We start from the raw sequence: 24,388 nt of genomic DNA on the forward strand, positions 1-24,388 counted from the left end.
GATAACGCGGCGCGGGCCCGCGCCGCTTTACAGGTTAAGGATGTCTTTTACAAACGGGATGGTCAGCTTGCGCTGCGCGCGAATGGAGGCGTGATCGAGCTGATCGAGGGTATGCGACAGGGTGCGCATGTCCCGTTCCAGTCGTTTAAGTAAAAAGCGGCTGACGTCTTCCGGCAGCTCAAAACCGCGCAGCCTGGCCCGCAGCTGCAGCGCGGCCCCTTTTTCTTCATCGGAAAGGGCCTGCAGGCGGTAAATCTGCCCCCAGTCCAGGCGCGATGCCAGGTCGGGCAGGTTCAGGTTAAGCTGGCGCGGCGGGCAGTTGCCGCTGATGATAAGCCGGGTGCGGCCCGTTTCCTGGATGCGGTTGTACAGGTTGAAAATGGCCATTTCCCAGGGTTCGTCGCCGACGATGCATTCAATGTTATCGATGGTGACCAACGCCAGTTGCTCCATGCCGTCCATGACCTCAGGCACAAACCAGGTGCGCTTATCCAGCGGCACATACCCCACCGCCTCCCCCCGTTGGGAAAGCTCGGCGCAGGCGGCGTGCATCAGGTGGCTGCGTCCTCCGCCCTTGCGCGACCAGAAGTAAAGATAGCTGCCGTGTTCCTGCGCCAGCATGCTGTGCAGCGCCGCCAGCAACGACCGGTTTTCGCCTGGATAAAAGCTGGCGAAGGTTTCGTCGTCGGGGAGATAAAGCGGTAAGGAAAGCTGTGCCGGCGTGTTCAGAAAGACCTCTATGCATACGGGCGGTAACCGTCAGAGTTTATCATAGAATTGCCCCGGCGGCGTATTGGTTCACCGCCGGACGCCGTTCACGGGTTTTCACCATACCCGTTATCGCGGCGTTATTTTTCGGCGCTGTCGGGCGCCGGCAGTTCGGTCGCCTCGATAATCACCTCTTCGCCGCGCATCAGGGTAATCACCCGGAACAGCAGGCTCAGGCCGATGCCGACCACGGTGGCCAGCGCCATGCCTTTCAATTCGGCGGCGCCTAAATGGATTTTGGCGCCGCTGACGCCGATTATCAGGATAACCGAGGTGAGGATCAGGTTTTGCGGCTTATTGTAATCCACTTTCGATTCAATCAGCACCCGGATGCCCGAGGCGGCGATCACCCCGTACAACAGCAGGGAGACCCCGCCCATTACCGGCACCGGCACCGCCTGGATGGCCGCCGCCAGCTTGCCGACGCAGGACAGCAGGATGGCGAGTATCGCCGCGCCGCCGATAACCCAGGTGCTGTAGACCTTGGTTATCGCCATTACGCCGATATTCTCGCCGTAGGTGGTATTGGGCGTGGAGCCGAAAAAGCCGGACAGCATGGTGGAAACGCCGTTGGCGAACAGCGAACGATGCAGGCCGGGATCGCGCAGCAGGTCCTTTTTGACGATATTGGCCGTCACCACCAGGTGGCCAACGTGTTCGGCTATCACCACCAGCGCCGCAGGCAGGATGGTCAGGATGCCGATCCACTCAAAGCGCGGGGTATAAAACGTCGGCAGCGCGAACCAATGGGCGCTGGCTATCGGAGACAAATCCACCACGCCCATCGCGCAAGACAGCGCATATCCCACCAGCACGCCGATAAGGATCGGGATAATGGCCAGGAAACCACGGAACAGCACCGATCCCAGCACGGTAACGCCGAGCGTCACCAGGGAAATAATCACGGTGGAGCCGGCCACCGGCGCGCCTTCCGTCGGCAGCAGTCCCGCCATATTGGCGGCGACGCCGGCAAGCTCCAGGCCGATAACCGAGACGATGGCGCCCATGGCGGCAGGCGGGAACACCACGTCAATCCAGCCGATGCCGGCCACCTTGACGATTAACGCCACCAGGCAAAACAGCGCGCCGCAGGCGATAAATCCGCCCAGCGCCGCTTCATAGCCCATCGGCAGCAACAGCAGCACCGGCGAAATAAAGGCAAAGCTCGACCCCAGGTATGCCGGGATTTTGCCCTTGCAGATGAACAGGTACAGCAACGTGCCGATGCCGTTGAACAGCAGCACGGTGGCCGGATTGATCTTAAATAAAATCGGTACCAGCACCGTGGCGCCGAACATGGCGAACAGATGCTGAAAACTGAGCGGAATGGTTTGCAGTAACGGCGGGCGTTCATCAACACCAATGGCGCGACGGGTCATGTTGGGTTTCCTTAAAGTGATAAGCAAAAAAAAGCCGGCCTGCCGGCCGGCTTGATTTTATTTGGTGCCGAAGAGTTTATCGCCCGCGTCGCCGAGGCCCGGCATGATATAGCCATGCTCGTTAAGCCCCTTGTCGATGGCGGCGGTGTACAGCTCGACATCGGGATGGGCTTTTTCCAACGCCGCGATACCTTCCGGCGCCGCCACCAGCACCAATATCTTGATGCTCTTGCAGCCGGCTTTTTTCAGCAAATCAATGGTGGCGATCATCGAGCCGCCGGTGGCCAGCATCGGGTCCACCACCAGCGCCATGCGCTCGTCAATGCTCGAGGCCAGCTTCTGGAAATAGGGCACCGGCTCCAGGGTGGTCTCATCCCGATACATGCCGACCACGCTGATGCGCGCGCTGGGCACGTTTTCCAGCACGCCGTCCATCATGCCCAGACCCGCGCGCAGGATGGGCACCACGGTTATCTTTTTACCCTTGATTTGTTCAATTTCCACCGGACCGCACCATCCTTCGATGGTGACCTTTTCAGTTTCAAGATCGGCGGTTGCTACGTAGGTCAGTAAACTTCCCACTTCCGAGGCCAATTCACGAAAACGCTTGGTGCTGATATCATTTTCACGCATCAAACCTAACTTATGTTTAACAAGCGGGTGCTTTACCTCAACGATCTTCATCATTATTCTCCCCAAGTAGCATTAATTGCGCAAAAAAATCGCGAGATTATAACCCCTTTTTTTTGCCGGGCCATATGAAAATAGCTGATCCTGATCAACCGTGACGCGAAATAAACGCTGGACAATAAAAGCCGGGGGCGTTTGACGACACCACTCGCAAACGATTGCTCACGCTGTTAGAATTGCCAGCGCCAGAATACAAGCCAACATACCATCTCCGTGGGGATCTTGCAGTGACCGATAAAACCTCTCTCAGCTATAAAGACGCAGGCGTGGATATTGATGCCGGCAACGCCTTGGTAGACCGCATCAAAGGTGTGGTAAAACAGACAACACGCCCGGAAGTCATGGGCGGGCTGGGTGGGTTCGGCGCGCTGTGCGCGCTGCCGCAGAAATATCGCGAGCCCATCCTGGTGTCGGGCACCGACGGCGTCGGCACCAAACTGCGTCTGGCGATGGATTTAAAACGTCACGATACCATCGGCATCGACCTGGTGGCGATGTGTGTCAACGATCTGGTGGTACAGGGCGCCGAGCCGCTGTTTTTCCTGGATTATTTCGCCACCGGCAAACTGGACGTGGACACCGCGGCGGCGGTGATTACCGGCATCGCCGAGGGCTGTAAACAGTCCGGCTGCGCCCTGGTCGGCGGCGAAACGGCGGAAATGCCCGGCATGTATCATGGCGAGGATTATGATGTGGCGGGTTTTTGCGTCGGCGTGGTGGAAAAGTCGGACATCATCGACGGCAGTAAGGTGAAGGCCGGCGATACGCTGTTGGCCCTGGCCTCCAGCGGTCCTCACTCCAACGGTTATTCGCTGGTGCGTAAAATTCTCGCGTTCAGCCACACCGATCCGCTGACCACCCAGCTCGCCGGCAAGCCCCTGGCCGACCATCTGCTCGAACCGACGCGCATTTACGTCAAGGCGCTGCTCACACTTATCGCCCAAACCGAGATCCATGCCATCGCCCACCTCACCGGCGGCGGCTTCTGGGAAAATATCCCGCGGGTATTGCCGGCCGACACCCAGGCCGTGGTCGACGAAGGGAGTTGGCAATGGCCGGCGGTATTCGGCTGGCTGCAGCAGGCCGGCAACGTCAGCAGCCATGAAATGTACCGCACCTTTAACTGCGGCGTCGGCATGATTTTGGTGGTGCCCGCGCACAGCGCCGATCGGGCGCTGTCGCTGCTGGCCGATCTGGGCGAAACCGCCTGGAAACTGGGTGAAATCCAGGCATTGAACGGCGACGAACGGGTGATTATTCGTTAATGAAAAAACTGGTGGTGCTGATCTCGGGCGAGGGCAGCAATCTTCAGGCGGTCATCGACGCCTGCCGGCAGGGAAGAATACCGGCGCGGGTGGCGGCGGTATTCAGCAACCGGGCCGACGCGTTCGGACTCACGCGCGCGGCCAGGGCCGATGTGCCCGCCCACGCGCTGTCGCCGGGCGATTATCCCGATCGCGCCGCGTTTGACCGCGCGTTATCGCACGCCATCGACCGCTATCAGCCGGACGCGGTGATCCTGGCCGGCTATATGCGCATCCTGTCGCCGGAATTTGTCGGCCGCTACGCCGGGCGGATGCTGAATATCCACCCTTCCCTGCTGCCGTTGTATCCGGGCCTGCATACCCATCGCCAGGCGTTGGCCAATGGCGACGACGTGCACGGCACCTCGGTGCATTTCGTCACGGAACAGCTGGATGGCGGCCCGGTTATCCTGCAGGCTAAAGTGCCCATCTTTGCCGATGACGCCGAGGCCGATCTTATCGCCCGCATCAAAACCCAGGAACATGACATTTATCCATTGGTGATAGGCTGGCTGCTGGACGGACGGCTGGCGTTAAACGACAACGCCGCCTGGCTGGACGGCGGCCTCCTGCCGCCCGCCGGCTACGCGGCCGAATGAACGCCGGCTGAAGCCGGCGCGGCCGGCCGGTAAGCGCGCCGGGCGAACTAGCGCAGGCGGCCGGTAATATATTCCTCCGTCTTACGCTGCGCCGGCGAGGTGAACAGCCTGTCGGTGGCGGCATACTCCACCAGCCGGCCCTGGTGGATAAAGGCGGTATAATCCGATACCCGCGCCGCCTGCTGCATGTTGTGGGTCACCAGCACCAGGGTGAAATGCGCCTTCAGCGAAATCATTAGTTCCTCGATGGTAAGCGTGGTAATGGGATCGAGCGCCGAGGTCGGTTCGTCCAGCAACAATACTTCCGGTTCAATGGCTATCGCCCTGGCAATGACCAGCCGCTGCTGCTGCCCGTTGGACAGGCGGAACGCATTTTCCTTCAGTCGATCTTTTACCTCATGCCATAACGCCGCGGCGCGCAGCGCCTGTTCGGCCGCGTCGTCCAGCACCCGCCGGTCGCGAATGCCCAGCAGGCGCAGGCCGTATACCACGTTATCGTAAATGGATTTCGCAAAGGGATTGGGACGCTGGAACACCATGCCCACCCGCCGCCGCAGCGCCACCACATCCTGCCCGGCGTCGTTAACGTCGCGCCCCGCCAGGCGGACCGCGCCCTCGACGCGGCAATCCTCGTTCAAATCGTTCATGCGGTTAAAACAGCGCAGCAGGGTCGATTTGCCGCAGCCGGACGGCCCTATCAGCGCGGTAATGCGCTGCCTGGGTATGCGCAGGCTGATATCCTCCAGCACCGGACGCCCGGCGTAGGAGACGTTAAGGCCTTCGGTCTCCAGAATGGTCTGCTGCGGGGTAAAGCGCTGGACATCCGGCATCTGCGCAAAAAGATCGGGGGGTATCAGGGACATGGTTGCATTCCTTTAAAGCGCCAGCGCGCGGTATTTTTCCCGCAGCCGATGCCGCAGTCCGATGGCCGCCACGTTCAGCCCCACCACAATGGCGATAAGCAACAGCGCCGTGGCGAATACCAACGGACGCGCCGCGTCGCTATCGGGGCTTTGCAGCGCCATATCGTATATCTGGAAGCCCAGATGCATAAATTTCCGTTCGGCGTGCAGATAGGGGAATACCCCATCCACCGGCAGCAGCGGCGCGGATTTAATCACCCCCACCAGCATCAGCGGCGCGGTCTCGCCCGCCGCGCGCGCCACCGCCAGGATAAGCCCGGTGATCATCGCCGGCGCCGCGCCCGGCAATACCACGCGCCATAGCGTTTCCGCCCGGGTGGCTCCCAGCGCCAGCGACCCGTGGCGCAGCGACGAGGGGATGCGCGCCAGGCCTTCCTCGGTGGCGACAATGACCACCGGCAAGGTTAGCAGGGCCAGCGTCAGCGCGGCCCACAGCAACCCGGGGGTGCCGAAGGTCGGGTTGGGCAACGCATCGGCATAAAACAGTTTATCCAGCGTGCCGCCGAGCACATAGACAAAAAAGCCCAGGCCGAAGACGCCATAGACAATGGAAGGCACCCCCGCCAGGTTGCCCACCGCAATACGGATAAGTCGGGTTAGCCAGCCGGACCGGGCATACTCATGCAAATACACCGCCGCCATCACCCCCAGCGGCATCACCATCACCGACATCAGCATCACCAACAGCAGCGTGCCGATAATGGCCGGGAACACGCCGGCCTGCGCCGGGTCTTCACCGGCGTCGCGTGCGACAAAATGACCGATCTGCGCGGCCCACAGCCTGATCTTGGCCTTTAGACCCATGGCGTTGGGATACCAGGCGCGCTCGATTTCCCGCAGCGGTATTTCCCGGCTGGCGCCCCGGGCGTCGCGTAGCACCACCCGATCGCGGTCCATTTCTTTATCAAGATCGGCGGCCTGGCGCGAAAGACTTTCCGCCAGTTGCTCCAGCTCCCCTTGCCCGGCGCGGTACAACGCCATGTTGAGCGGGGTCCATTGACCGCGCTTTTCCCATTGCCGGCGCTGGTTGTCCAACCGTTCCGCATGCCGGCCGAGCTGGGTCTGCATACGCACGCGCAGCCCGTCGGCCAGCCGGCGTTGGGTGGCGATTAATGTTAACCGCTGTTGCAGCGCCCCCGGCATGTCGTCGGCGGTCAGGGGCTGTCCATCCTCCGTCATGCCCTGCAGGAAGCCATATTCCTTACCATAGCCGCCGCGTTCCAATACCAGCAGGTCCGGCGGGCGGCGGCGCGCCAGCACCCGATCCGCCGGCAACAGGTAAAAATCACCGGCGGGAGAAGCGCCGCCGGTGCGGATAAGATACATATCGCCGCCCTCGCCGTCCGGCGCGGCGCGCTTTCCGGCAGCGTAGATTTCGCCCAGCAGTTGCTCCGGCTGGCCGGGGGCCGGCGCCAATTGCAATTGATATGCCGGCTGCGGCCAAAACAGGCGCATCCCCTGCGCGCCGAGCAGCGTCACCAGCGCCAGCATCGCCAGCAGGCTGACGCTTACCGCGCCGGCCGTCAGCCAGACCCAGGGGCGGCCGGAGCGAAACCAGTCTTTCATCCCGTTTCCCCATCCTGTTGCCGGTAATGGGCGCGCAGGCGCAGGCGCAGCGCTTCCGCCAGGGTGTTTATCAGGAAGGTGAAAACAAACAGCAACAGGGCGGTCAGCAGCAATATCCGATAATGGCCGCCGTTAAGCGACGCCTCGGGTATTTCGATGGCGATATTGGCCGCCAGCGCGCGCAGGCCCTGGAACAGATTACCGTCCACGCGCGCCATGTTGCCGCTGGCCATCAGCACAATCATGGTCTCGCCGACGGCGCGCCCAAGGCCCAGGATAAAGGCTGAAAACAGGCCGGCGCCGGCGAACGGCAGGGTCACGCCCAGCAGCGTTTGCCAGGGCGTCGCCCCCAGCGCCAGCGATCCCTGGATCAACCGCGCCGGCACGTTGAACAGCGCATCCTCCGCCAGTGAATACATCACCGGCACCAGGGCGAAACCCATGGCGGTGCCGACCACCAGCGCGTTCATCGGATTATAAGCGTCCCCCAGCCAGCCCGACAGCGGCTGGCCGAACAGCGCCCCATCGATCCAGGGCGAGAGACGGCATGCCAGCCAAACCACCAGCGCCACCACGGGCAACAGCGGCACACAATGCCAGCCCGGGGAAACACGGCCGCCGAGGCGGGCGGACAAACGCCCGAATCCCCACCCGGTGGCCAGAATGGCCGCCGGCAGCAGCAGCGGCAGCAGTAAAATGCCGCTCAGCGCCCGGCTATAATAAGGCGCCAGCCACAGCCCGGCGATCAGGCCGATAACGACGCTTGGCACCGCCCCCATGATTTCCATGGCCGGTTTAACCCAGCGACGCAGCGCCGGCGCCATAAACCAGGCGGTATACATCGCCGCCGCCAGCGCCAGCGGGGTGGCGAACAGCATGGCGTAGCCGGCGGCCTTCAGGGTACCGGCCAGCAGCGGCACCAGGCTGAATTTGCCGCCTTCCGTACCCGTGGCGGAGCTGGACTGCCAGACCCAGGCCGGCGCGGGATAGTGGCTATACCACATCTTTTGCGTCAGCGTGCGCCAGCTGATATCGGGGAAAGCGGTATCGATCCGCCAGACTCGCCAGTCGCCGGCATCAAGGGTAACGATGGCTTCATCCGGGACGCCGTCGATGCCCGCGCCGGACGCATCGGCTATCGGGCTGAGTATCGCGCGCGTGGCCGGCGCCAAACGCGATTGCAGCAGGGGATCGGCCTGGCGGGTGCTGAACAGGGCGAACGCGCCGTCCGGGGCCAGCACGCCGAACACCGATCGCTGCGCCGACGCCAGGATCTGCGCGCCGGCGGGCGGCGCGGCGGTAAATTCCCTGATGCGCGCCAAATGATGACCATGGTCGTCGGCGACATCGAACCATAAGGCAAGCCGCTGCCCGGCGGCGCTCACCAGCAGCGAGCCGTCCGCCGGCAACAGGGTGATGTGCACCGGCCCGGCGGGCGCCAGCGCCAGGCGCTGGCGCAGCTGGATCCGGCCGTCGTCGTTCAGCCGGTAGATACTCAACAGGTTTTCCGCGCGCAGGTACAGCAGGCGGCCGTCCGGCGACAGCAGGACCTCATCGACCGGGCCGTCGGCCGGGGCCAGTTCACCGCGCGTCATGCCGTCCGGCCCCAGACGGGCGACCACTACCCGGCCCGACGCCAGCTGCGCCGCCATCACCGCCTGATGTTCCGCCGGCTGCGCCAGCGCCGCATGGCGCAGCGGCTGGCCGTCGTCGCTTAGCGGCAACAGGTTTTCCCCGAACGGAAACAGCCAGGGCGAGGCTTCCCCCGGCCCGGCGGTGCCGGTTTGCGGCCGCGCCAGGCGGGCGTTGCCATGTCGGTCAAGCAGCAGGTACAGCGGTTGTCCGCCGCTGGCGGCCGCCAGGGAGGCAAAATCCGCCATAAGATCGGTGACGGACGTCGCGCCGCCGCGCGCCAGCCGGTGCCCCCTTCCCAGCGCATCGATAACAAAGGCGGTGGTCAGGGATATGTCGGCGCCCAAGGCTTGAATAGCGGGTTCGGCGTCATGGCGCGTCGTTGCGGGCGCGCCGTTTTGCTGCCGCCAGGGTATAGGGTCCAGCGGCGTGACCGACGGTGAGCGGAATAACGGCAATACCGCATAGAGCAGATAAAAAAACATGACCACCAGGGTTAACAGCACCAGGGCGCCGCCGCCGCTGACGAGGCCGCGCGTCACGCGGTCGCTCAGTCGACGGTGGGCGGCGGTTTTGGTATTGGATAACCGTTTTATTGTCATATTCCTCTGTTATATAGGGTCAATCCTGAGGTTCGGATTGATTAAGGAAGCCTATGTTGCCTGTAAGAAATTAAGATGACAATCTTAAGAAGGTTGTTCTTATGGACTTTGCTCCCATCGGGGCGATAATACTCTTAATACAGGATCCTCCCTTCCTGAACAAATTAATGGAGTGGCAATGGGTCAGGAAAAGCTTTACAGCGAAAAAGAACTGAGTTGGTTATCCTTTAATGAACGTGTTTTGCAGGAAGCAGCGGACAAGTCCAATCCGCTCATTGAGCGTATGCGTTTTTTAGGTATTTATTCCAACAATTTGGACGAGTTCTATAAAGTCAGGTTCGCCGAATTAAAACGGCGCATTCTGATTAGCGAAGAGCAAGGCTCCAAGGTGACCTCGCGCCATCTGCTGAATAAAATTCAGGCCAAGGTCCTCAATGCCGAACAAGAATTCGATAACCTCTATAACGATCTGCTGCTGGAAATGGCGCGTAATCAAATATTCCTGATTAACGAACGGCAGCTATCCCCCAACCAGCAGGAGTGGCTGCGCGTATATTTCAAACAACAGCTGCGCCAGCATATAACACCTATTTTGATCCAGCACGACACCAATCTGGTGCAATTCCTTAAGGATGATTACACCTATCTGGCGGTGGAAATTATCCGCGGCCAGGAGACCAATTATGCCCTGCTGGAAATCCCCGCCGACAAGGTGCCGCGTTTTATCAATTTGCCCGCCGAGCCGCCGCGTCGACGCAAGCCAATGATACTGTTGGATAATATACTGCGTTATTGCCTTGACGAGATATTTATCGGGTTTTTCGACTACGATACCCTTAACGCCTATTCAATGAAAATGACCCGCGACGCGGAATATGACCTGGTCACGGAAATGGAATCGAGCCTGCTGGAACTGATGTCGTCAAGCCTAAAGCAGCGCCTGACCGCCGAGCCGGTGCGGTTTGTCTACCAGCGGGACATGCCGAACAGCATGGTGGAAATGCTCAAGGACAAGCTGGGCATCTCATCCTATGATTCGGTCATTCCGGGCGGGCGTTACCATAATTTCAAGGATTTCATTACCTTCCCCAATGTCGGCAAAGCCAACCTGGTGAATAAACCTTTACCGCGCCTGCGCCATACGTGGTTCGAACACTTTCGCAACGGTTTTGACGCCATCCGTGAACGCGATGTATTGCTCTATTATCCCTATCATACCTTCGAGCACGTCCTGGAGCTGCTGCGCCAGGCGTCCTTCGACCCCAACGTGCTGTCGATTAAAATCAATATCTACCGGGTGGCGAAGGACTCGCGCATTATCGACGCCATGATCCACGCGGCCCATAACGGTAAAAAGGTTACCGTGGTGGTGGAACTGCAGGCGCGCTTTGATGAAGAAGCCAATATTCACTGGGCAAAGCGGCTGACCGAAGCCGGGGTCCATGTGATTTTCTCGGCGCCCGGGCTTAAGATCCACGCCAAGCTGTTCCTGATATCGCGCATGGAGGGCGAGGATATCATGCGCTACGCGCATATCGGCACCGGCAACTTCAATGAAAAAACCGCCCGCCTTTATACCGACTATTCGTTGATCACCGCCGACCCGCGCATTACCAACGAAGTCCGGCGGGTATTTAATTTTATCGAGAACCCTTATCGTCCGGTCAACTTCGATTATCTGATGGTATCGCCGCAGAACTCGCGCCATATGCTGTACCAAATGATCGATCAGGAAATCGCCAACGCCCAGGCCGGACTTGCCTCGGGAATTACGCTTAAGATTAACAACCTGGTGGATCAGGGCCTTATCGACCGGCTGTACGCCGCCTCCGGCGTGGGGGTGCGCATCCGTATCCTGGTGCGCAGCATGTGCTCGCTTATCCCCGACCTGCCGGGCATCAGCGAAAATATCCAGGTGACCAGTATCGTCGACCGCTATCTGGAGCACGATCGGGTCTATGTATTTGAAAACGGCGGTGATAAAAAGGTGTTCTTGTCCTCCGCCGACTGGATGACGCGTAATATCGATTACCGCATCGAGGTGGCGGTGGCGCTGCTGGACCCGCGTCTCAAACAGCAGGTCCTGGACATTTTGGCATTACTGTTCAGCGATACGGTAAAAGCGCGCTATATTGATGCCGGACTCAGTAATCGCTATGTGCCGCGCGGCAATCGTCGTAAGGTGCGTGCGCAGATAGCCATCTACGATTATATTAAGCGACTTGAGCAACCCGGAGATCAGGCCTGACGTATGCCATTAAATAACTCAACCACGCCAAAACCCGAAGAATTTGCGGCCGTCGACCTGGGATCGAACAGCTTCCATATGGTGGTCGCCCGTGTGGTCAACGGCGCGTTGCAGGTGCTGAGCCGGTTAAAACAGCGCGTGCACCTGGCCGACGGTCTGGATGCCAACAACGTGTTAAGCGACGAGGCCATCGAGCGCGGAATAAATTGCCTGGCGCTGTTTGCCGAGCGTTTGCAGGGGTTTTCCCCGCTGCGGGTGACCATTGTCGGCACCCACGCCCTGCGCGAGGCGGTAAATGCCGAAGTATTTTTGACCCGGGCGGCGCAGGTTATCCCCTATCCGATTGAAATTATTTCCGGCCATGAGGAAGCGCGACTGATTTTCATGGGCGTGGAGCATACCCAGTCCGAAAAAGGCCGCAAGCTGGTGATTGATATCGGCGGCGGCTCGACCGAACTGGTCATTGGCGAAAACTTTGAGCCTATCCTGGTGGAAAGCCGCCGGATGGGCTGCGTCAGCTTCGGCAATCTGTTTTTCCCCGGCGGCGTCATCAGCCCGGCCCATTTCCGGCGCGCCCGCCTCGCGGCGGCGCAAAAAGTGGAAACCCTGGCCTGGCAGTATCGCATTCTCGGCTGGCAGGTGGCCCTCGGCGCGTCCGGCACCATCAAGGCGGCCTGTGAAGTGCTGCTGGCGCTGGGCGAAAAGGACGGCGCCATTACGCCCGATCGTTTGCAGTTGCTCTATGACAAAGTGATGAAGTTCAAGAGCTTCAGCGCCATGAGCCTGCCGGGGTTGTCAGAAGAGCGTAAAAGCGTGTTCGTGCCCGGCCTGGCGATTCTGTGCGGCGTGGTGGATGCGCTGGCCATCAGTGAACTGCAGCTCTCCGATTGCGCCCTGCGCGAAGGGGTGCTGTATGAAATGGAAGGCCGTTTCCGCCATCAGGATATCCGTTCGCGTACCGCCAGGAGCCTGGCGGAACACTACAATATCGACAGCGATCAGGCCAAACGTGTCTGCGCCACCACCGACTCCCTTTATCAGCAATGGTGCCGGCAGAACGAGGAATTGCAGAACCCGCAGCTGGAAGCCCTGTTGATGTGGGCCGCGCAGTTGCATGAAGTGGGCCTGGGCATTAACCATAGCGGTTTGCAGCGGCATTCAGCCTATATTTTGCAGCAAACCAATATGCCGGGATTCAACCAGGAGCAGCAGTTGCTGCTGGCGACCCTGGTGCGTTTTCATCGCAAGGGAATCAAGCTCGAGGAGATGCCGCGCCTGACGCTGTTCAAGAAAAAACATTTTCTGCCCTGCCTGCAAATACTGCGACTGGCGGTATTGCTAAATAACCAGCGCCAGGCGACCTCGCCGACGCAGTTGCGTCTGCTGACCCGCGAACACCATTGGACGCTGGTGTTCCCAACCGGTTTTTTTGCCCAGAACAACCTGGTGCAGCTGGATTTGGAACGGGAACAGGAGTACTGGTCGGAAGTTGCCGGCTGGCGGCTCGATATTACCGAGGAAGCCGAAACGGTACATTAGCACGGGCGCGCCGCGCTTTACTCTTGTTGCCCGGCATGCCCGGGGCGCGGCTTGTTTGCAATCCTGTTCGGATGTATAACGTGATGGTGATTAAAAATTGCGCGCAGATCATAAAACCGTGCATTTGGTTCGGTTATAATGCTAATCGATAAAATAACCCCTAACCCCAGAAGGACCCCTTTAGTGAAGTTGGCCTATCCTATGCGTAGACGACGAACCTCGGTGCGAATGACCCGCTGGATCTTGTTCATCAGCTTTATTTTTTTATTCGCCCGTCTGATCTTCGCCACTCTTGGCGCCTGGGACCATCACCAGGAAAAAATGTCGGAGCCGTCCGGCCAGATTATCAGTGTCGATGACCGCCACGATAATTAATCCAGCCTTCGCCATCGCCCGCGTTTAGCCGGATTTACCGCGTTTCGGCGCCGGCCCTCGCCTTCAGGTCCGTTGTGGCCAAAACCTGGGAACGCACGTTATGCCCGCCATTAAACAACATCCCCTGGAACTGACCGGACTGCGCCGCCAGGTGCTCGGCTTATTGCTGTCCAATCGGGCGCTGATCGACAGCATCCTGGGAAGACCGGCGCGCGACGCCTCGGTCGCGCCCGGACTCCTTTCAGACCAGACCGCCCGGCTGGTGGCGATCCAACGGCATCTGCACGCGGCGGATCTGGCGGATTTGCTGGAAAGCCTGCCGCCGGATGAGCGCCTGGCGCTCTGGCGGCTGGTGGGTAACGACAAGCGCGGCAAGACGCTGGTGGAAGCCTCCGAGAGCGTCTGGGAAAGCCTGATTGCCGAGATGAGCAATGGCGATATCCTCAAGGCCATCAGGCCGCTGGATGTCGACGAACAGGCCTATCTGGCCCGGTATTTACCGCGCGATCTGGTCGGCCGCATCCTGACGTCCCTGGAACCACACCGGCGCGCCCAGGTGCGGGCGATGATGAATTTCGACCGGGACAGCGTGGGCCATCATATGGATTTTGAACTGGCGGCGATCCGTCCCGACGTGACGCTTGCCACGGTGCAACGCTATCTGCGCTTTCGCAAAACGCTGCCGCAGAATACGGATAAACTGTTTGTCGTCGATCGCCGCAATCTGCTGGTGGGTGAACTCGGGCTGTCAACGCTGTTGCTTAATCCGCTGGATAAACAGGTGCTGGAGGTCATGGACCCGCGCCCCACCACCTTCCATCCGGAAGACCGGGCGGAGGACGCGGCCGGCGCGTTTGAACGCTACGACCTGATTACCGCGCCGGTGGTCGATGTCAAAGGCAAGCTAATGGGCAGGCTGAGCATCGAACATGTGGTCGACCTGTTTTTTGAGGAAAACGACAGCAACCTGCGCAACCTGGGCGGATTAAGTCCCGCCGAGGATATTTTTGCCCCGGTGCGCAAAACGGTGCGCCGGCGCTGGGCATGGCTGGCGGTCAATCTGTGCACCGCGTTTATCGCCTCCAGGGTGATTGGGCTGTTCGAAGGCACCATATCTCAACTGGTGTCGCTGGCGGCCCTGATGCCCATCGTCGCCGGCATCGGCGGCAATACCGGCAATCAAACCATCACCATGATTGTCCGCGCGCTGGCGCTGCATCAGTTGGAGAAAGGCAACGCGGTGTTTTTGCTGCTGCGCGAACTCGGCGTGGCGTTAATCAACGGCCTGGTGTGGGGCGGCGTCATGGGCGGGGTCACCTGGCTGCTCTACCGCGACCCGGGACTGGGCGGCGTCATGATGCTGGCCATGCTGCTCAATCTGGTGCTGGCATCGTTGATGGGGGTGCTTATCCCGCTCGCCATGGTGCGCTTCGGCCACGATCCGGCGGTGGGTTCGAGCGTCATGATCACCGCCGTGACCGATACCGGCGGCTTTTTTATTTTTCTCGGCCTGGCGACGTTATTTTTAATGCATTGACGCGCAGTTTTGCTGGTATCGCCCCCGCTAAAAGCGCATACCATGATTAGACGATGCGCATGACTTATGTATAAACAGCCAGAACGCACATTTTATGCTGTTTCTAGACTATTCTGATTATAAGAAAGCTTAGGATTCCATTATGGATGCCAACAACGCGACCTCCGCTGATAAGGGCAAGAAAACAGGGACTTTTATTGCGTCTGTCGCTTCGCTGGTTTTTATACTTTCCGTGGTCTGCCTGCATCTCCTTCATTATACCAAACCGCTGTCGCCTTTATGGCTGGTCACCGCCACCATGCTGTCGGCGCTGTTTTCCTGCCCGAGGCGCCACTGGCCGGCGATGTTGCTGTCCTGCGCCCTGGCGGTCTTCGCCGCCCATGGGCTGCTGGCGGTGGATATCCGCGCCGCGTTGCCCACCATCGGCATTTCGTTTGCCGAGGCCACCTTCGGCGCCTGGCTACTGAAATACACGTTAAACCCGGACGATCCGCTGGACGGGATGGTACCCTGGCTAAAGTTTTTCCTGACCGGGGTGTTGCTGGTGCCCTTTCTCGGCGCGCTGGCCGCGGGGTTTTTTAACGCTTCCGCTGATATCGGTTTCATGATGTATGCCGCGCAGTGGTTTACCGCCGAGGCAATCGGCATCCTGGCGCTGACGCCGGTGGGATTATTGTGCCGGCGCGCGGAACTGCGGCAAATGATCAAACGGCGTTCCGGTCTGGAACTGCTGCTGATGATCCCGCTGACGCTGGTTATCAGCTATTTCGCGCTGCGTATCTTGCCTTTTCCCTTTACCTTTATCATCCTGGTGCTGCTTATCGGCGCGATACGCCTACCGCGCCTCGAAGCCTTTACCCTGTTTTTTGTCACCACCCTAACGTTATCCATTACCCTTGACGCCGGTCTGATTGATATCGATATACCGCCCAACGGCCAGCGGGCGATACTCATGCATATCCCGCTGATGATGATTTTGATCCCGGTCCATGCCATGGCCATGGTCATGTACGCTTTTCGGCTGGAGCGCGGTCTTATCCAGCAAAGCGAGACCCGCTTTCGCAATGCCATGGAATATTCCGCCATCGGCATGGCATTGGTCTCGCTGGATGGCGCATGGATGCAGGTGAATAAAGCGCTGTGCCGGTTCCTGGGCTACAATGCCGCCGAGCTGCAAAAAATCAGTTTCCAGGAGATCACCTATCCGGCCGATCTCAGTTCCGATCTTATTCAACTTAACGATCTGGTTAATGGCCGTATTGATAGTTATACGCTGGAAAAGCGCTATATCCGCGGCGATGGCGAAATTGTCTGGGCGCTGCTGGCGGTATCGGTGGTACGCGACCATCACGACAGGCCGCTCTATTTTATTTCCCAAATAGAAGACATCAGCGAAATCAAACACAATAACATTATCAATCATCGTCTGATGGAACGCATTACCCTGGCCAACGAAGCGGGCGGCGTCGGCATCTGGGAGTGGGATGTCGAAGCGAAAATCATGAGCTGGGACAAACGCATGATGGAGATTTACGCCATGCAATCCGGCGAAACGGTCAGCTATGAGTATTGGCTGGCGCGCATTATTGATGAAGACCGGCCGGTGGCCCTGCAAAACCTGAGCGAATCCCTGGAGGAAAACAAGCCCTTCCTGCTGGGCTTTCGCATCCGCCACCCCGGTGGGGAAATCCGTCATATCCGCGCCTACGCCAACCTGCTGATGGATGAAAACGGCAAGGTGGTGCGCATGCTGGGCGTCAACCTGGATATGACCGCCGAGGTCCGGCTGCGTGAAGCCCTGCATGAAGAAAAGGAACGGCTGCATATTACCCTTGATTCCATCGGCGACGCGGTGATCTCGGTGGATCAGGAGATGCGGGTTAATTTTATGAATCCGGTGGCGGAAAAAATGACCGGCTGGCGACAGGAAAAGGCGCATGGGCGGCATATCGACGGCATTATGCATATCAGCCTCGGCGTGGATGGCCCGCGGCTGCCGATGTCGATGGAAAATATCAGCGACGCGCCGCGCGGGACGCTGACCAAAGAGCAGGATTTGGTGCTTAATAACCGCAAAGGCGCATTGTTTGATATTCATTACAGCTGTACGCCGTTAAAGAACCTGAAAGGGGAAATACTGGGGGCGGTGCTGGTCATCAAGGATGTCAGTGAATCGCGCCAGCTATTGCAGCAGCTGAGTTACAATGCCTCACATGATGTCTTGACCGGCCTGCCGAACCGGGCCAGTTTTAAACAACATCTTGACTCCGCGCTCCTGACGGCAACCCGCGAAAAACGCCGCCACGCCCTGGTGTTTATCGATCTTGACCGGTTTAAACAGGTTAACGACACGGCGGGGCACGCGGCGGGCGACGCCCTGCTGCTGGAGCTCGGCCTGCTGATGCAGGACAATATCCGGCAATACGATTGCCTGGCGAGGCTCGGCGGCGACGAGTTCGGACTGCTGCTCACCGATTGTCCCTTGCCCGAAGCCCAGGGACTGGCCCAGCGCATCATCGACGCGGTAAACGCCTACCGCTTTTATTGGCAGGATCAGTTGTTTCGCATCGGCGGCAGCGCCGGCGTCACGCTGATATCGGCGGAAAATTGCGATGCCAAGGAAGTCATGGCCCAGGCCGATAGCGCCTGCTACGCGGCAAAGCACAGCGGCCGCGGCCAGGTATTATTATACGAGGCGCAGCAAAATCCCGCCGGTTCCGCGCCGGTTAAACCACAGATCCTAAGCCGCGAGCGGCTGCTGGATATGATGGATAACCAAGGCCTGCTGGTGCAGATCGAGGCGGTCGCGCCGCCGGATGCCCGCCTGGAAATCGGTTTTTACCTGGTGAGTTTCGATATCCTGGCCCGGGACGCATTACTGATAAGCCAGGAAGATTTTATCCGCGCGGCGCGGGCGCGCCATCTATCCCTGGCGTTGGATCGCTGGCTGCTGCGCCAGATCTTCGCCGTCCACGGCGCCGCCGTCGCCAGCCAGGGAATTTCCCTGGCGCTCCCCCTTTCCATCGCCGGACTGGGCGATGCAAGCCTGGTCGATGAACTGCTGTCCCTCAGCGTGCGCCATCCGTTGCTGAGCGCACAGCGGCTGATTATCAGTCTCGACGGCCAGGATTTCATGGCAGCTTATCCCGTCGCCGGGCCGACCGTCGATCGGTTGCGTCAATACGGCTACAAAATAATGCTTATGCAATTCGGCACCGATTTGGGCGCGTTTAACACGCTCAAGGCGGGTCAAATCGACTATATCCGGCTGCCGGACAATATCATCGCCAATGTCCATTGCAGCCAGATGGACGATATCATGGTCAGGGTGATCAACGGCCATATCCATCGCCTGAAGGCGCGCTCCCTGGCCGGCCCCGCCAGCCTGCCCGCCACGCTCAGCACCCTTGGCGTCATCGGCGTCGATTTTGCCACCGGCGAAACCGTCGGCCAGCGCCTGCCGCTGTCCACCATGTTGAATAAAGGGTATTTCACGGTTCAATAATTGTCTCCCGCCGTTGCCTGCTTCCCGACATTGCTGTAAAGTTCCCCGCCTCATTGGCATGGGAGGCAGCGATGTTTATTGGTTTTGACTACGGTACCGCGAACTGCTCGGTCGCGGTGATGGACGGCGACCGCCCGCGCTTATTGCCGCTGGACGGCGCGTCGCCCTATATGTCTTCAATGCTTTGCGCGCCGACGCGCGAGGCGGTCAGCGAGTACCTGCATCATTTCTGGCAGGTTCCCACCGGCAGCGAAGAAAATCAGCGGCTGCTGCGCCGGGCGATTAACGCCAACCGGGAAGAGGATATCGTCCTGACCGAGCAAAGCCTGCGGTTCGGCAAGCAGGCGCTGGCGAATTATATTGCCGATCCCGAAGAAGTGTATTTCGTTAAATCACCCAAATCCTTCCTGGGCGCCAACGGCCTCAAGCCACAGCAGATTGCGCTGTTCGAGGATCTGGTCTGCGCCATGATGCGCCATATCAAACGCCAGGCCGAGGCGGCATTGTCCGCGCCCATTACCCAGGCCATGATTGGCCGTCCGGTCAATTTCCAGGGTACCGGCGGCGAAGACGCAAACCGCCAGGCCCAGGGGATTTTGCAGCGGGCCGCCCTACGCGCCGGGTTTAGCGATATTGACTTCCAGTTCGAGCCGGTGGCGGCGGGGCTGGATTTCGAAGCCACCCTCGATCGGGAAACCATTGTCCTGGTGGTGGATATCGGCGGCGGCACCACCGACTGTTCGCTGCTGCTGATGGGGCCGGAATGGCTCAAAAAGCGTGAGCGCCGGCAAAGCCTGCTGGGTCATAGCGGCTGCCGCGTCGGCGGTAACGATCTGGATATCATGCTGGCGTTCAAAGCGCTGATGCCGGAGTTGGGGCTGGGCGGAATGACCGAAAAAGGCCTGGCGCTTCCCGCCCTGCCGTTCTGGCAGGCGGTGGCGATTAACGATATCCCGGCGCAGGGCGATTTTTACAGCAGCAATAATGGCCGGTTCCTGCGCGAGCTTATCCGCGACGCCGCCGATCCCGAGCGTGTTGGCGCCTTATTGCAGGTCTACCGGCAGCGGCTGAGCTACCGGCTGGTGCGCAGCGCGGAAGAAAGCAAAATCGCCCTGTCCAGCGAACCCGCCACCCTGGCCGGACTGGAATTTATCCGCCCCGGCATGCAGGTAGCCATCAGCCAGGCGGAACTGGAAGAGGCCATCAGGGCGCCCCTGGCGCGCATCCTGCAACAGGTGGAAGAGGTGCTGGCGCAGGGCGGCGCGCCGCGGCCCGATGTGGTGTATCTTACCGGCGGCAGCGCACGTTCGCCGCTGCTGCGCCGGGCGCTGGAACGCAGCCTGCCCAATATCCCCATCGCCGGCGGCGATGATTTCGGCTCGGTCACCGCCGGTCTGGCGCGCTGGGCGCAGCGCCGGTTTTCCGCCTGAGGCCGGACGGCGTTACCGGGTAGCGGCGCTGTTGCCGCCGGGACGCGCGCGGCTTGTCTCCGGCGGCGACAGCATGACCAGGTTCGGTCAACGCTTAAGCGGTTATGCGCCGCTGGTTTCCAGCAGGCCCTGGCGGATGATAAAGGCGGTCAGCGTGTCCAGGCCGTCGCCGGTTTTCAGGTTGGTGAACGCCCAGGGACGCGTCGGGCGCATGCGGTTGGTATCCCGTTCCATGACCTCAAGCGAAGCGCCGACGTAGGGCGCCAGGTCGATTTTATTGATCACCAGGAAATCGGATTTGGTAATGCCCGGCCCGCCCTTGCGCGGGATCTTCTCCCCTTCCGCCACGTCGATAACGTAAATGGTCAGATCGGCCAGCTCCGGGCTGAAGGTCGCGCTCAGGTTATCGCCGCCGCTTTCAATGAAAATGATATCCAGATTGCCGAACTTGCGCGCCAGATCCTCCACCGCCGCCAGGTTCATGGACGCATCCTCGCGGATGGCGGTGTGCGGGCAGCCGCCGGTTTCCACGCCGACGATGCGGTCGGCCGCCAGCGCGCCCGCCTCGGTGAGAATACGCTGATCTTCCCTGGTATAGATGTCGTTGGTCACCACCGCCAGCTGATAGCGGTCGCGCAGCGTTTTGCACAGCAGCTCCAGCAGCGCGGTCTTGCCGGATCCCACCGGGCCGCCGACGCCGACGCGTAAGGGTTGTTTATAGTCTTGCATCTTAACTCCCGGATTAAAGCGGAAAAAACTTCATCATTTTGTAGTCCGTCCCGGCCGCGTTGATCCGGCCGGCATTCATGAACGAAACAGGCGCGAATATTGGGTTTCATGACGGGATGACGCGATGGCCTGCAGCGGGAAGCTGCCGCCCAGTTCATCATCGCCCAGCAGCCCGGCCCGGGCAAACGCCTCAGGCAGCAGCGCGGCCAGCTCACGCAGCAGGCTTTGCGCTTTCTGCTGGCCGAACGGCACCAGTTTCAGCCCCGCCATGACGCCGCTTTCCAATACGCTGTAGCCATAGCCCATGGCCAGTGACTCCAGCGGAATCGCCCATTGCCGGCCCAGCCAGGCCATGCCCGCCAATTGGCTCTGGCGCAGCGCCGGCAGCCATGCGCCGCCGAGCGGCAGATCCGGCCACTCCAGGATCAGCCGGCTTAACGCCTGGCCCCGCTGGCGTTCTTCAAGCCTGAGTTCGCGGGTCTCGCGCGCGGCCAGTAAAAAATCGCTCCAGCGGGCGAACTGCCCGCCGTCATCCGCCGCGCAGGCCCGGTACAGCCGTATCAGCACCGGCCAATCCAGGCCGCCGAGGGTATCGGCGATAATCTGCCGCTGCCAGTCGGCAAACGCCTCGCCTGAAACCACCCAGCCGGCCTCCACCGCCCATTCCAGCCCCTGCGAATAGGTAAAGCCCCCCACCGGCAGGCTGGGGCTGATAAGCTGCATCAGGCGCAGCAGCGCGGTTTGCTGGTGCATGTCAGTGCGGATGATGATGGCCGTGGGGCGCGTTTTGGTAGGCCCCGGCCTCCGGTTCAAACGCCGCCTGTTCGGTCCTGACCGCCGCGCCCAGCCCCATCACCATGGCGTCCAGCACGTGATCGTGCTGATAGCGCACCCAGTCGCGCTCGATCTGCAACGGCACGTGACGATTGCCCAGGTGATAACAGACCCGCGCCAGCAGCAGGGTATCGCGCGCGTAAACCGTGGAGACGGTTTCGGGCGCCGCGATCACCCGCACCACTTCGCCGCCGTCTTCGGTGGCAAGCACATCCCCGCCGCGGATTACCTGCCCGCGCGGCAACAGCAAACCGGCCTCGCGGCCGTCGTCCAGCCGCACCTGCGCCCGGCTCCTGATACGGGTATCCAGATCCAGCGTCACGGTGGTTGTGGCCTCTGAAGTCTTTTCAAGGTGTTTCGTTAACACAATCATCCTGATTCCCGACTTGGTTAAAAAAGAAAATAGCGCTGCGCCATCGGTAAAATGGCGGCGGGTTCGCAGGTCAGCAGTTCGCCGTCGGCCCGGACCTGATAGGTCTGTGCGTCCACCTCGATGGTGGGCTGCCAGTGATTATGGATCATATCCGCCTTTCTGACATGGCGGCAGTGCCTGACCTCGCCTATCAGGCTATGCAGTCCAAGCCTGCCGGCCAGGCCGTTGGCATATGCCGCCTGGGAGAGAAACGTCATGCGCGTGGCGTGGCGCGCGCCGCCCAGCGCGCCGAACATCGGGCGGTAATGTACCGGCTGCGGCGTGGGAATCGACGCATTGGCATCGCCCATCGGCGCCATGGCAATCATGCCGCCTTTGATGATAAGCGCCGGCTTGACGCCGAAAAACGCCGGCGACCACAGCACCAGATCCGCCAGCTTGCCGGTCTCGATGGAGCCGACTTCATGGGAAATACCGTGGGTGATGGCCGGGTTGATGGTGTACTTGGCGATATAGCGCTTTACGCGGAAATTGTCGTTTCGCTCGCTGTCGGGCGCGAGCGGACCGCGCTGCACCTTCATTTTATGCGCCGCCTGCCAGGTACGCAGGATAACCTCCCCCACCCGCCCCATCGCCTGCGAGTCGGAAGACAGCATGGAGAACGCGCCCAGATCGTGCAGGATATCCTCGGCGGCGATGGTTTCACGCCGGATGCGCGATTCGGCGAACGCCACGTCCTCGGCGATACCGGCGTCAAGATGATGGCACACCATCAGCATATCCAGATGCTCATCAATCGTGTTCACCGTATACGGCATGGTGGGATTGGTGGAGGAAGGCAGAATATTGCCGAAGCCGCACACCTTGATGATATCCGGCGCGTGGCCGCCGCCCGCCCCCTCGGTATGGTAGGTATGAATGGTGCGATCGCCGATGGCGGCCAGCGTATCCTCGACAAAACCCGCTTCGTTAAGGGTGTCGGTGTGGATGGCCACCTGCACATCGTAATTATCCGCCACCCCCAGGCAGCAATCGATGGACGCGGGCGTGGTGCCCCAATCCTCATGCAGCTTCAGGCCGATGGCGCCGGCCTCCACCTGTTCGGCCAGCGCTTGCGGCTGCGACGCGTTGCCTTTACCGGTAAAACCGATATTCACCGGCAGCGTCTCCGCCGCCTGCAGCATGCGCGCCAGATACCAGGGACCGGGGGTGCAGGTGGTGGCGTTGGTGCCCGCCGCGGGTCCGGTGCCGCCGCCAATCATGGTGGTCACGCCGGCGCAGACGGCTTCCTCCACCTGCTGCGGGCAAATAAAGTGGATATGGGCGTCGATACCGCCGGCGGTGACGATCTTGCCCTCCGCCGCCACCACTTCGGTGCCGGGGCCGATGGGGATGGTAACCCCGGGCTGGACATCCGGATTGCCGGCCTTGCCTATGCCGACGATACGGCCATCCTTAACGCCGATGTCCGCCTTGACGATGCCCCAGTGATCGATAATCAGGGCATTGGTCAGCACCAGATCGACACAAAACGCCGAGGTCATCTGGCCCTGCCCCATGCCGTCGCGGATCACTTTGCCGCCGCCGAACTTGACCTCTTCACCATAAAGGGTGAAGTCTTTTTCCACCTCGATCCAGAGTTCGGTGTCCGCCAGCCGCAGCCGGTCGCCCACCGTCGGGCCAAACATTTCCGCATAGGCGCGGCGCGAAATACTGCTCATGACGATGGCTCCAGCTTGCCCATGATTTCACCGCGAAAGCCATAGACTTCGCGCTTGCCGGCATAGGCCACCAGGGTAACGTCCCGTGACTGCCCCGGCTCAAAGCGCACCGCCGTGCCGGCGGCGATATCCAGCCTGAATCCGCGCGCCGCCGCGCGGTCGAATGTCAGCGACGGATTCACTTCGAAAAAATGGTAGTGCGACCCTACCTGTACCGGACGGTCGCCATGATTGGCGACGGTTACCGTCACCCGCTCGCGGCCGGCATTAAGCTCGATTTCGCCCGCGGCGATGCATAATTCACCAGGTATCATAACGCCTCGCTGTTTATCAGATTATCGGATCGTGGACCGTCACCAGCTTGGTGCCGTCGGGGAAGGTGGCTTCCACCTGCACGTCGGCGATCATTTCCGGCACGCCTTCCATCACATCATTACGGGTGAGGACCTCGCGGCCCAGGCTCATCAGTTCGGCCACCGTCAGCCCGTCGCGGGCGCCCTCGAGGATCGCGGCGCTAATCAGCGCCACCGCCTCGGGGTAATTCAGCTTCAGCCCGCGGGCCTGCCGCCGTTCCGCCAATAGGGCGGCGGTAAACAGCAGCAGCTTGTCTTTTTCTCTCGGGGTTAATTCCACT

Annotated in this window: 20 protein-coding genes; 8 read left to right on the forward strand and 12 right to left on the reverse strand. The window is 60.5% G+C overall.

Annotated elements, in window-relative coordinates; translation table 11 throughout:
• Window positions 1-27: 27 nt before the first annotated feature.
• The 3 genes from hda to upp form a co-directional block, all read right to left on the reverse strand.
• Window positions 28-741, reverse strand: coding sequence for a DnaA inactivator Hda (hda, locus tag VGC33_RS00240; protein ID WP_410016754.1), 714 nt, complete (start codon window positions 739-741; stop codon window positions 28-30).
• Between the two features lie 107 nt (window positions 742-848).
• On the reverse strand, window positions 849-2,147 hold the full coding sequence (gene uraA / locus VGC33_RS00245; RefSeq protein WP_331117805.1) for a uracil permease: 1,299 nt from the start codon (window positions 2,145-2,147) through the stop codon (window positions 849-851).
• 57 nt (window positions 2,148-2,204) lie between these two features.
• Window positions 2,205-2,831, reverse strand: coding sequence for a uracil phosphoribosyltransferase (gene upp / locus VGC33_RS00250; protein ID WP_162368174.1), 627 nt, complete (start codon window positions 2,829-2,831; stop codon window positions 2,205-2,207).
• A 233-nt stretch (window positions 2,832-3,064) separates the two neighbouring features.
• Between upp and purM the strand changes: the two genes are divergently transcribed.
• Both purM and purN read left to right on the forward strand, forming a co-directional pair.
• Window positions 3,065-4,102 carry a phosphoribosylformylglycinamidine cyclo-ligase gene (gene purM / locus VGC33_RS00255; protein WP_331117807.1) on the forward strand — a complete coding sequence of 346 codons (1,038 nt, stop codon included), beginning with the start codon at window positions 3,065-3,067 and terminating at the stop codon, window positions 4,100-4,102.
• The gene (gene purN, locus VGC33_RS00260; RefSeq protein WP_331117809.1) at window positions 4,102-4,740 is read left to right on the forward strand and encodes a phosphoribosylglycinamide formyltransferase; all 639 of its coding nucleotides are present in this window, start codon (window positions 4,102-4,104) and stop codon (window positions 4,738-4,740) included. The genes purM and purN overlap by 1 nt, the downstream gene beginning before the upstream one ends.
• 47 nt (window positions 4,741-4,787) lie before the next feature.
• Here purN and pstB read toward each other — a convergent pair whose 3' ends face one another.
• From pstB to VGC33_RS00275, 3 genes are read right to left on the reverse strand one after another with little or no spacing between them, the layout of a single operon-like run.
• Entirely contained in the window at window positions 4,788-5,603 is an 816-nt protein-coding gene (gene pstB, locus VGC33_RS00265; protein ID WP_331117811.1) for a phosphate ABC transporter ATP-binding protein PstB, read from the reverse strand.
• A gap of 12 nt (window positions 5,604-5,615) precedes the next feature.
• Window positions 5,616-7,229: a phosphate ABC transporter permease PstA gene (gene pstA, locus VGC33_RS00270; RefSeq protein WP_331117813.1), complete on the reverse strand. Its 1,614-nt coding sequence runs from the start codon at window positions 7,227-7,229 to the stop codon at window positions 5,616-5,618.
• A complete protein-coding gene (locus VGC33_RS00275; protein WP_331117815.1) occupies window positions 7,226-9,463 on the reverse strand; it encodes an ABC transporter permease family protein in 2,238 nt (745 codons plus the stop codon). Before VGC33_RS00275 ends, pstA begins: the two co-directional genes overlap by 4 nt.
• Before the next feature lie 178 nt (window positions 9,464-9,641).
• On the opposite strand from VGC33_RS00275, the gene ppk1 reads away from it, so the two are divergent.
• The 6 genes from ppk1 (at window position 9,642) to yegD (ending at window position 20,097) form a co-directional block, all read left to right on the forward strand.
• Window positions 9,642-11,711: a polyphosphate kinase 1 gene (gene ppk1 / locus VGC33_RS00280; RefSeq protein ID WP_331117817.1), complete on the forward strand. Its 2,070-nt coding sequence runs from the start codon at window positions 9,642-9,644 to the stop codon at window positions 11,709-11,711.
• A 3-nt stretch (window positions 11,712-11,714) separates the two neighbouring features.
• Window positions 11,715-13,250: an exopolyphosphatase gene (gene ppx, locus VGC33_RS00285; protein ID WP_331117819.1), complete on the forward strand. Its 1,536-nt coding sequence runs from the start codon at window positions 11,715-11,717 to the stop codon at window positions 13,248-13,250.
• 201 nt (window positions 13,251-13,451) lie between these two features.
• Window positions 13,452-13,625 (forward strand): YfgG family protein, encoded by a 174-nt coding sequence (locus VGC33_RS00290; RefSeq protein ID WP_331117821.1) that lies wholly within the window; start codon window positions 13,452-13,454, stop codon window positions 13,623-13,625.
• Between the two features lie 100 nt (window positions 13,626-13,725).
• Window positions 13,726-15,162 carry a magnesium transporter gene (locus VGC33_RS00295; RefSeq protein ID WP_331117823.1) on the forward strand — a complete coding sequence of 479 codons (1,437 nt, stop codon included), beginning with the start codon at window positions 13,726-13,728 and terminating at the stop codon, window positions 15,160-15,162.
• 142 nt (window positions 15,163-15,304) lie between these two features.
• Complete coding sequence (locus tag VGC33_RS00300; protein ID WP_331117825.1) at window positions 15,305-18,667, forward strand: diguanylate cyclase; 3,363 nt, start codon at window positions 15,305-15,307, stop codon at window positions 18,665-18,667.
• A 71-nt stretch (window positions 18,668-18,738) separates the two neighbouring features.
• Complete coding sequence (gene yegD, locus VGC33_RS00305; RefSeq protein ID WP_331117827.1) at window positions 18,739-20,097, forward strand: molecular chaperone; 1,359 nt, start codon at window positions 18,739-18,741, stop codon at window positions 20,095-20,097.
• Window positions 20,098-20,199: 102 nt separating this feature from the next.
• Here yegD and ureG read toward each other — a convergent pair whose 3' ends face one another.
• From ureG to VGC33_RS00335, 6 genes are all read right to left on the reverse strand, one after another.
• Window positions 20,200-20,826 carry an urease accessory protein UreG gene (ureG, locus tag VGC33_RS00310; RefSeq protein ID WP_331117829.1) on the reverse strand — a complete coding sequence of 209 codons (627 nt, stop codon included), beginning with the start codon at window positions 20,824-20,826 and terminating at the stop codon, window positions 20,200-20,202.
• A gap of 75 nt (window positions 20,827-20,901) precedes the next feature.
• Window positions 20,902-21,579, reverse strand: a complete 678-nt coding sequence (locus VGC33_RS00315) for an urease accessory protein UreF (protein ID WP_331117831.1) — start codon at window positions 21,577-21,579, stop codon at window positions 20,902-20,904.
• A 1-nt stretch (window position 21,580) separates the two neighbouring features.
• The gene (gene ureE / locus VGC33_RS00320) at window positions 21,581-22,033 is read right to left on the reverse strand and encodes an urease accessory protein UreE (protein ID WP_331117833.1); all 453 of its coding nucleotides are present in this window, start codon (window positions 22,031-22,033) and stop codon (window positions 21,581-21,583) included.
• 17 nt (window positions 22,034-22,050) lie between these two features.
• Window positions 22,051-23,754, reverse strand: coding sequence for an urease subunit alpha (ureC, locus tag VGC33_RS00325; protein ID WP_331117835.1), 1,704 nt, complete (start codon window positions 23,752-23,754; stop codon window positions 22,051-22,053).
• Window positions 23,751-24,068, reverse strand: a complete 318-nt coding sequence (locus tag VGC33_RS00330; RefSeq protein WP_331117837.1) for an urease subunit beta — start codon at window positions 24,066-24,068, stop codon at window positions 23,751-23,753. The genes ureC and VGC33_RS00330 overlap by 4 nt, the downstream gene beginning before the upstream one ends.
• 16 nt (window positions 24,069-24,084) lie before the next feature.
• Window positions 24,085-24,387, reverse strand: coding sequence for an urease subunit gamma (locus VGC33_RS00335; protein ID WP_331117839.1), 303 nt, complete (start codon window positions 24,385-24,387; stop codon window positions 24,085-24,087).
• Between the last annotated feature and the right edge of the window lies 1 nt (window position 24,388).

The organism is Acerihabitans sp., assembly GCF_036398755.1.
Taxonomy (GTDB): Bacteria; Pseudomonadota; Gammaproteobacteria; order Enterobacterales; family Enterobacteriaceae; genus Acerihabitans.

Bases quoted from the DNA above. Each gene is read 5' to 3' on its own strand.
- VGC33_RS00290 (WP_331117821.1), top strand. From the start codon at position 13,452: ATGCGTAGACGACGAACCTCGGTGCGAATGACCCGCTGGATCTTGTTC.
- VGC33_RS00275 (WP_331117815.1), bottom strand. From the start codon at position 9,463: ATGACAATAAAACGGTTATCCAATACCAAAACCGCCGCCCACCGTCGA.
- upp (WP_162368174.1), bottom strand. From the start codon at position 2,831: ATGAAGATCGTTGAGGTAAAGCACCCGCTTGTTAAACATAAGTTAGGT.
- pstA (WP_331117813.1), bottom strand. From the start codon at position 7,229: ATGAAAGACTGGTTTCGCTCCGGCCGCCCCTGGGTCTGGCTGACGGCC.
- VGC33_RS00330 (WP_331117837.1), bottom strand. From the start codon at position 24,068: ATGATACCTGGTGAATTATGCATCGCCGCGGGCGAAATCGAGCTTAAT.
- pstB (WP_331117811.1), bottom strand. From the start codon at position 5,603: ATGTCCCTGATACCCCCCGATCTTTTTGCGCAGATGCCGGATGTCCAG.
- VGC33_RS00315 (WP_331117831.1), bottom strand. From the start codon at position 21,579: ATGCACCAGCAAACCGCGCTGCTGCGCCTGATGCAGCTTATCAGCCCC.
- uraA (WP_331117805.1), bottom strand. From the start codon at position 2,147: ATGACCCGTCGCGCCATTGGTGTTGATGAACGCCCGCCGTTACTGCAA.
- purN (WP_331117809.1), top strand. From the start codon at position 4,102: ATGAAAAAACTGGTGGTGCTGATCTCGGGCGAGGGCAGCAATCTTCAG.
- ppx (WP_331117819.1), top strand. From the start codon at position 11,715: ATGCCATTAAATAACTCAACCACGCCAAAACCCGAAGAATTTGCGGCC.
- ppk1 (WP_331117817.1), top strand. From the start codon at position 9,642: ATGGGTCAGGAAAAGCTTTACAGCGAAAAAGAACTGAGTTGGTTATCC.
- ureC (WP_331117835.1), bottom strand. From the start codon at position 23,754: ATGAGCAGTATTTCGCGCCGCGCCTATGCGGAAATGTTTGGCCCGACG.
- VGC33_RS00300 (WP_331117825.1), top strand. From the start codon at position 15,305: ATGGATGCCAACAACGCGACCTCCGCTGATAAGGGCAAGAAAACAGGG.
- VGC33_RS00295 (WP_331117823.1), top strand. From the start codon at position 13,726: ATGCCCGCCATTAAACAACATCCCCTGGAACTGACCGGACTGCGCCGC.
- yegD (WP_331117827.1), top strand. From the start codon at position 18,739: ATGTTTATTGGTTTTGACTACGGTACCGCGAACTGCTCGGTCGCGGTG.
- ureE (WP_331117833.1), bottom strand. From the start codon at position 22,033: ATGATTGTGTTAACGAAACACCTTGAAAAGACTTCAGAGGCCACAACC.
- ureG (WP_331117829.1), bottom strand. From the start codon at position 20,826: ATGCAAGACTATAAACAACCCTTACGCGTCGGCGTCGGCGGCCCGGTG.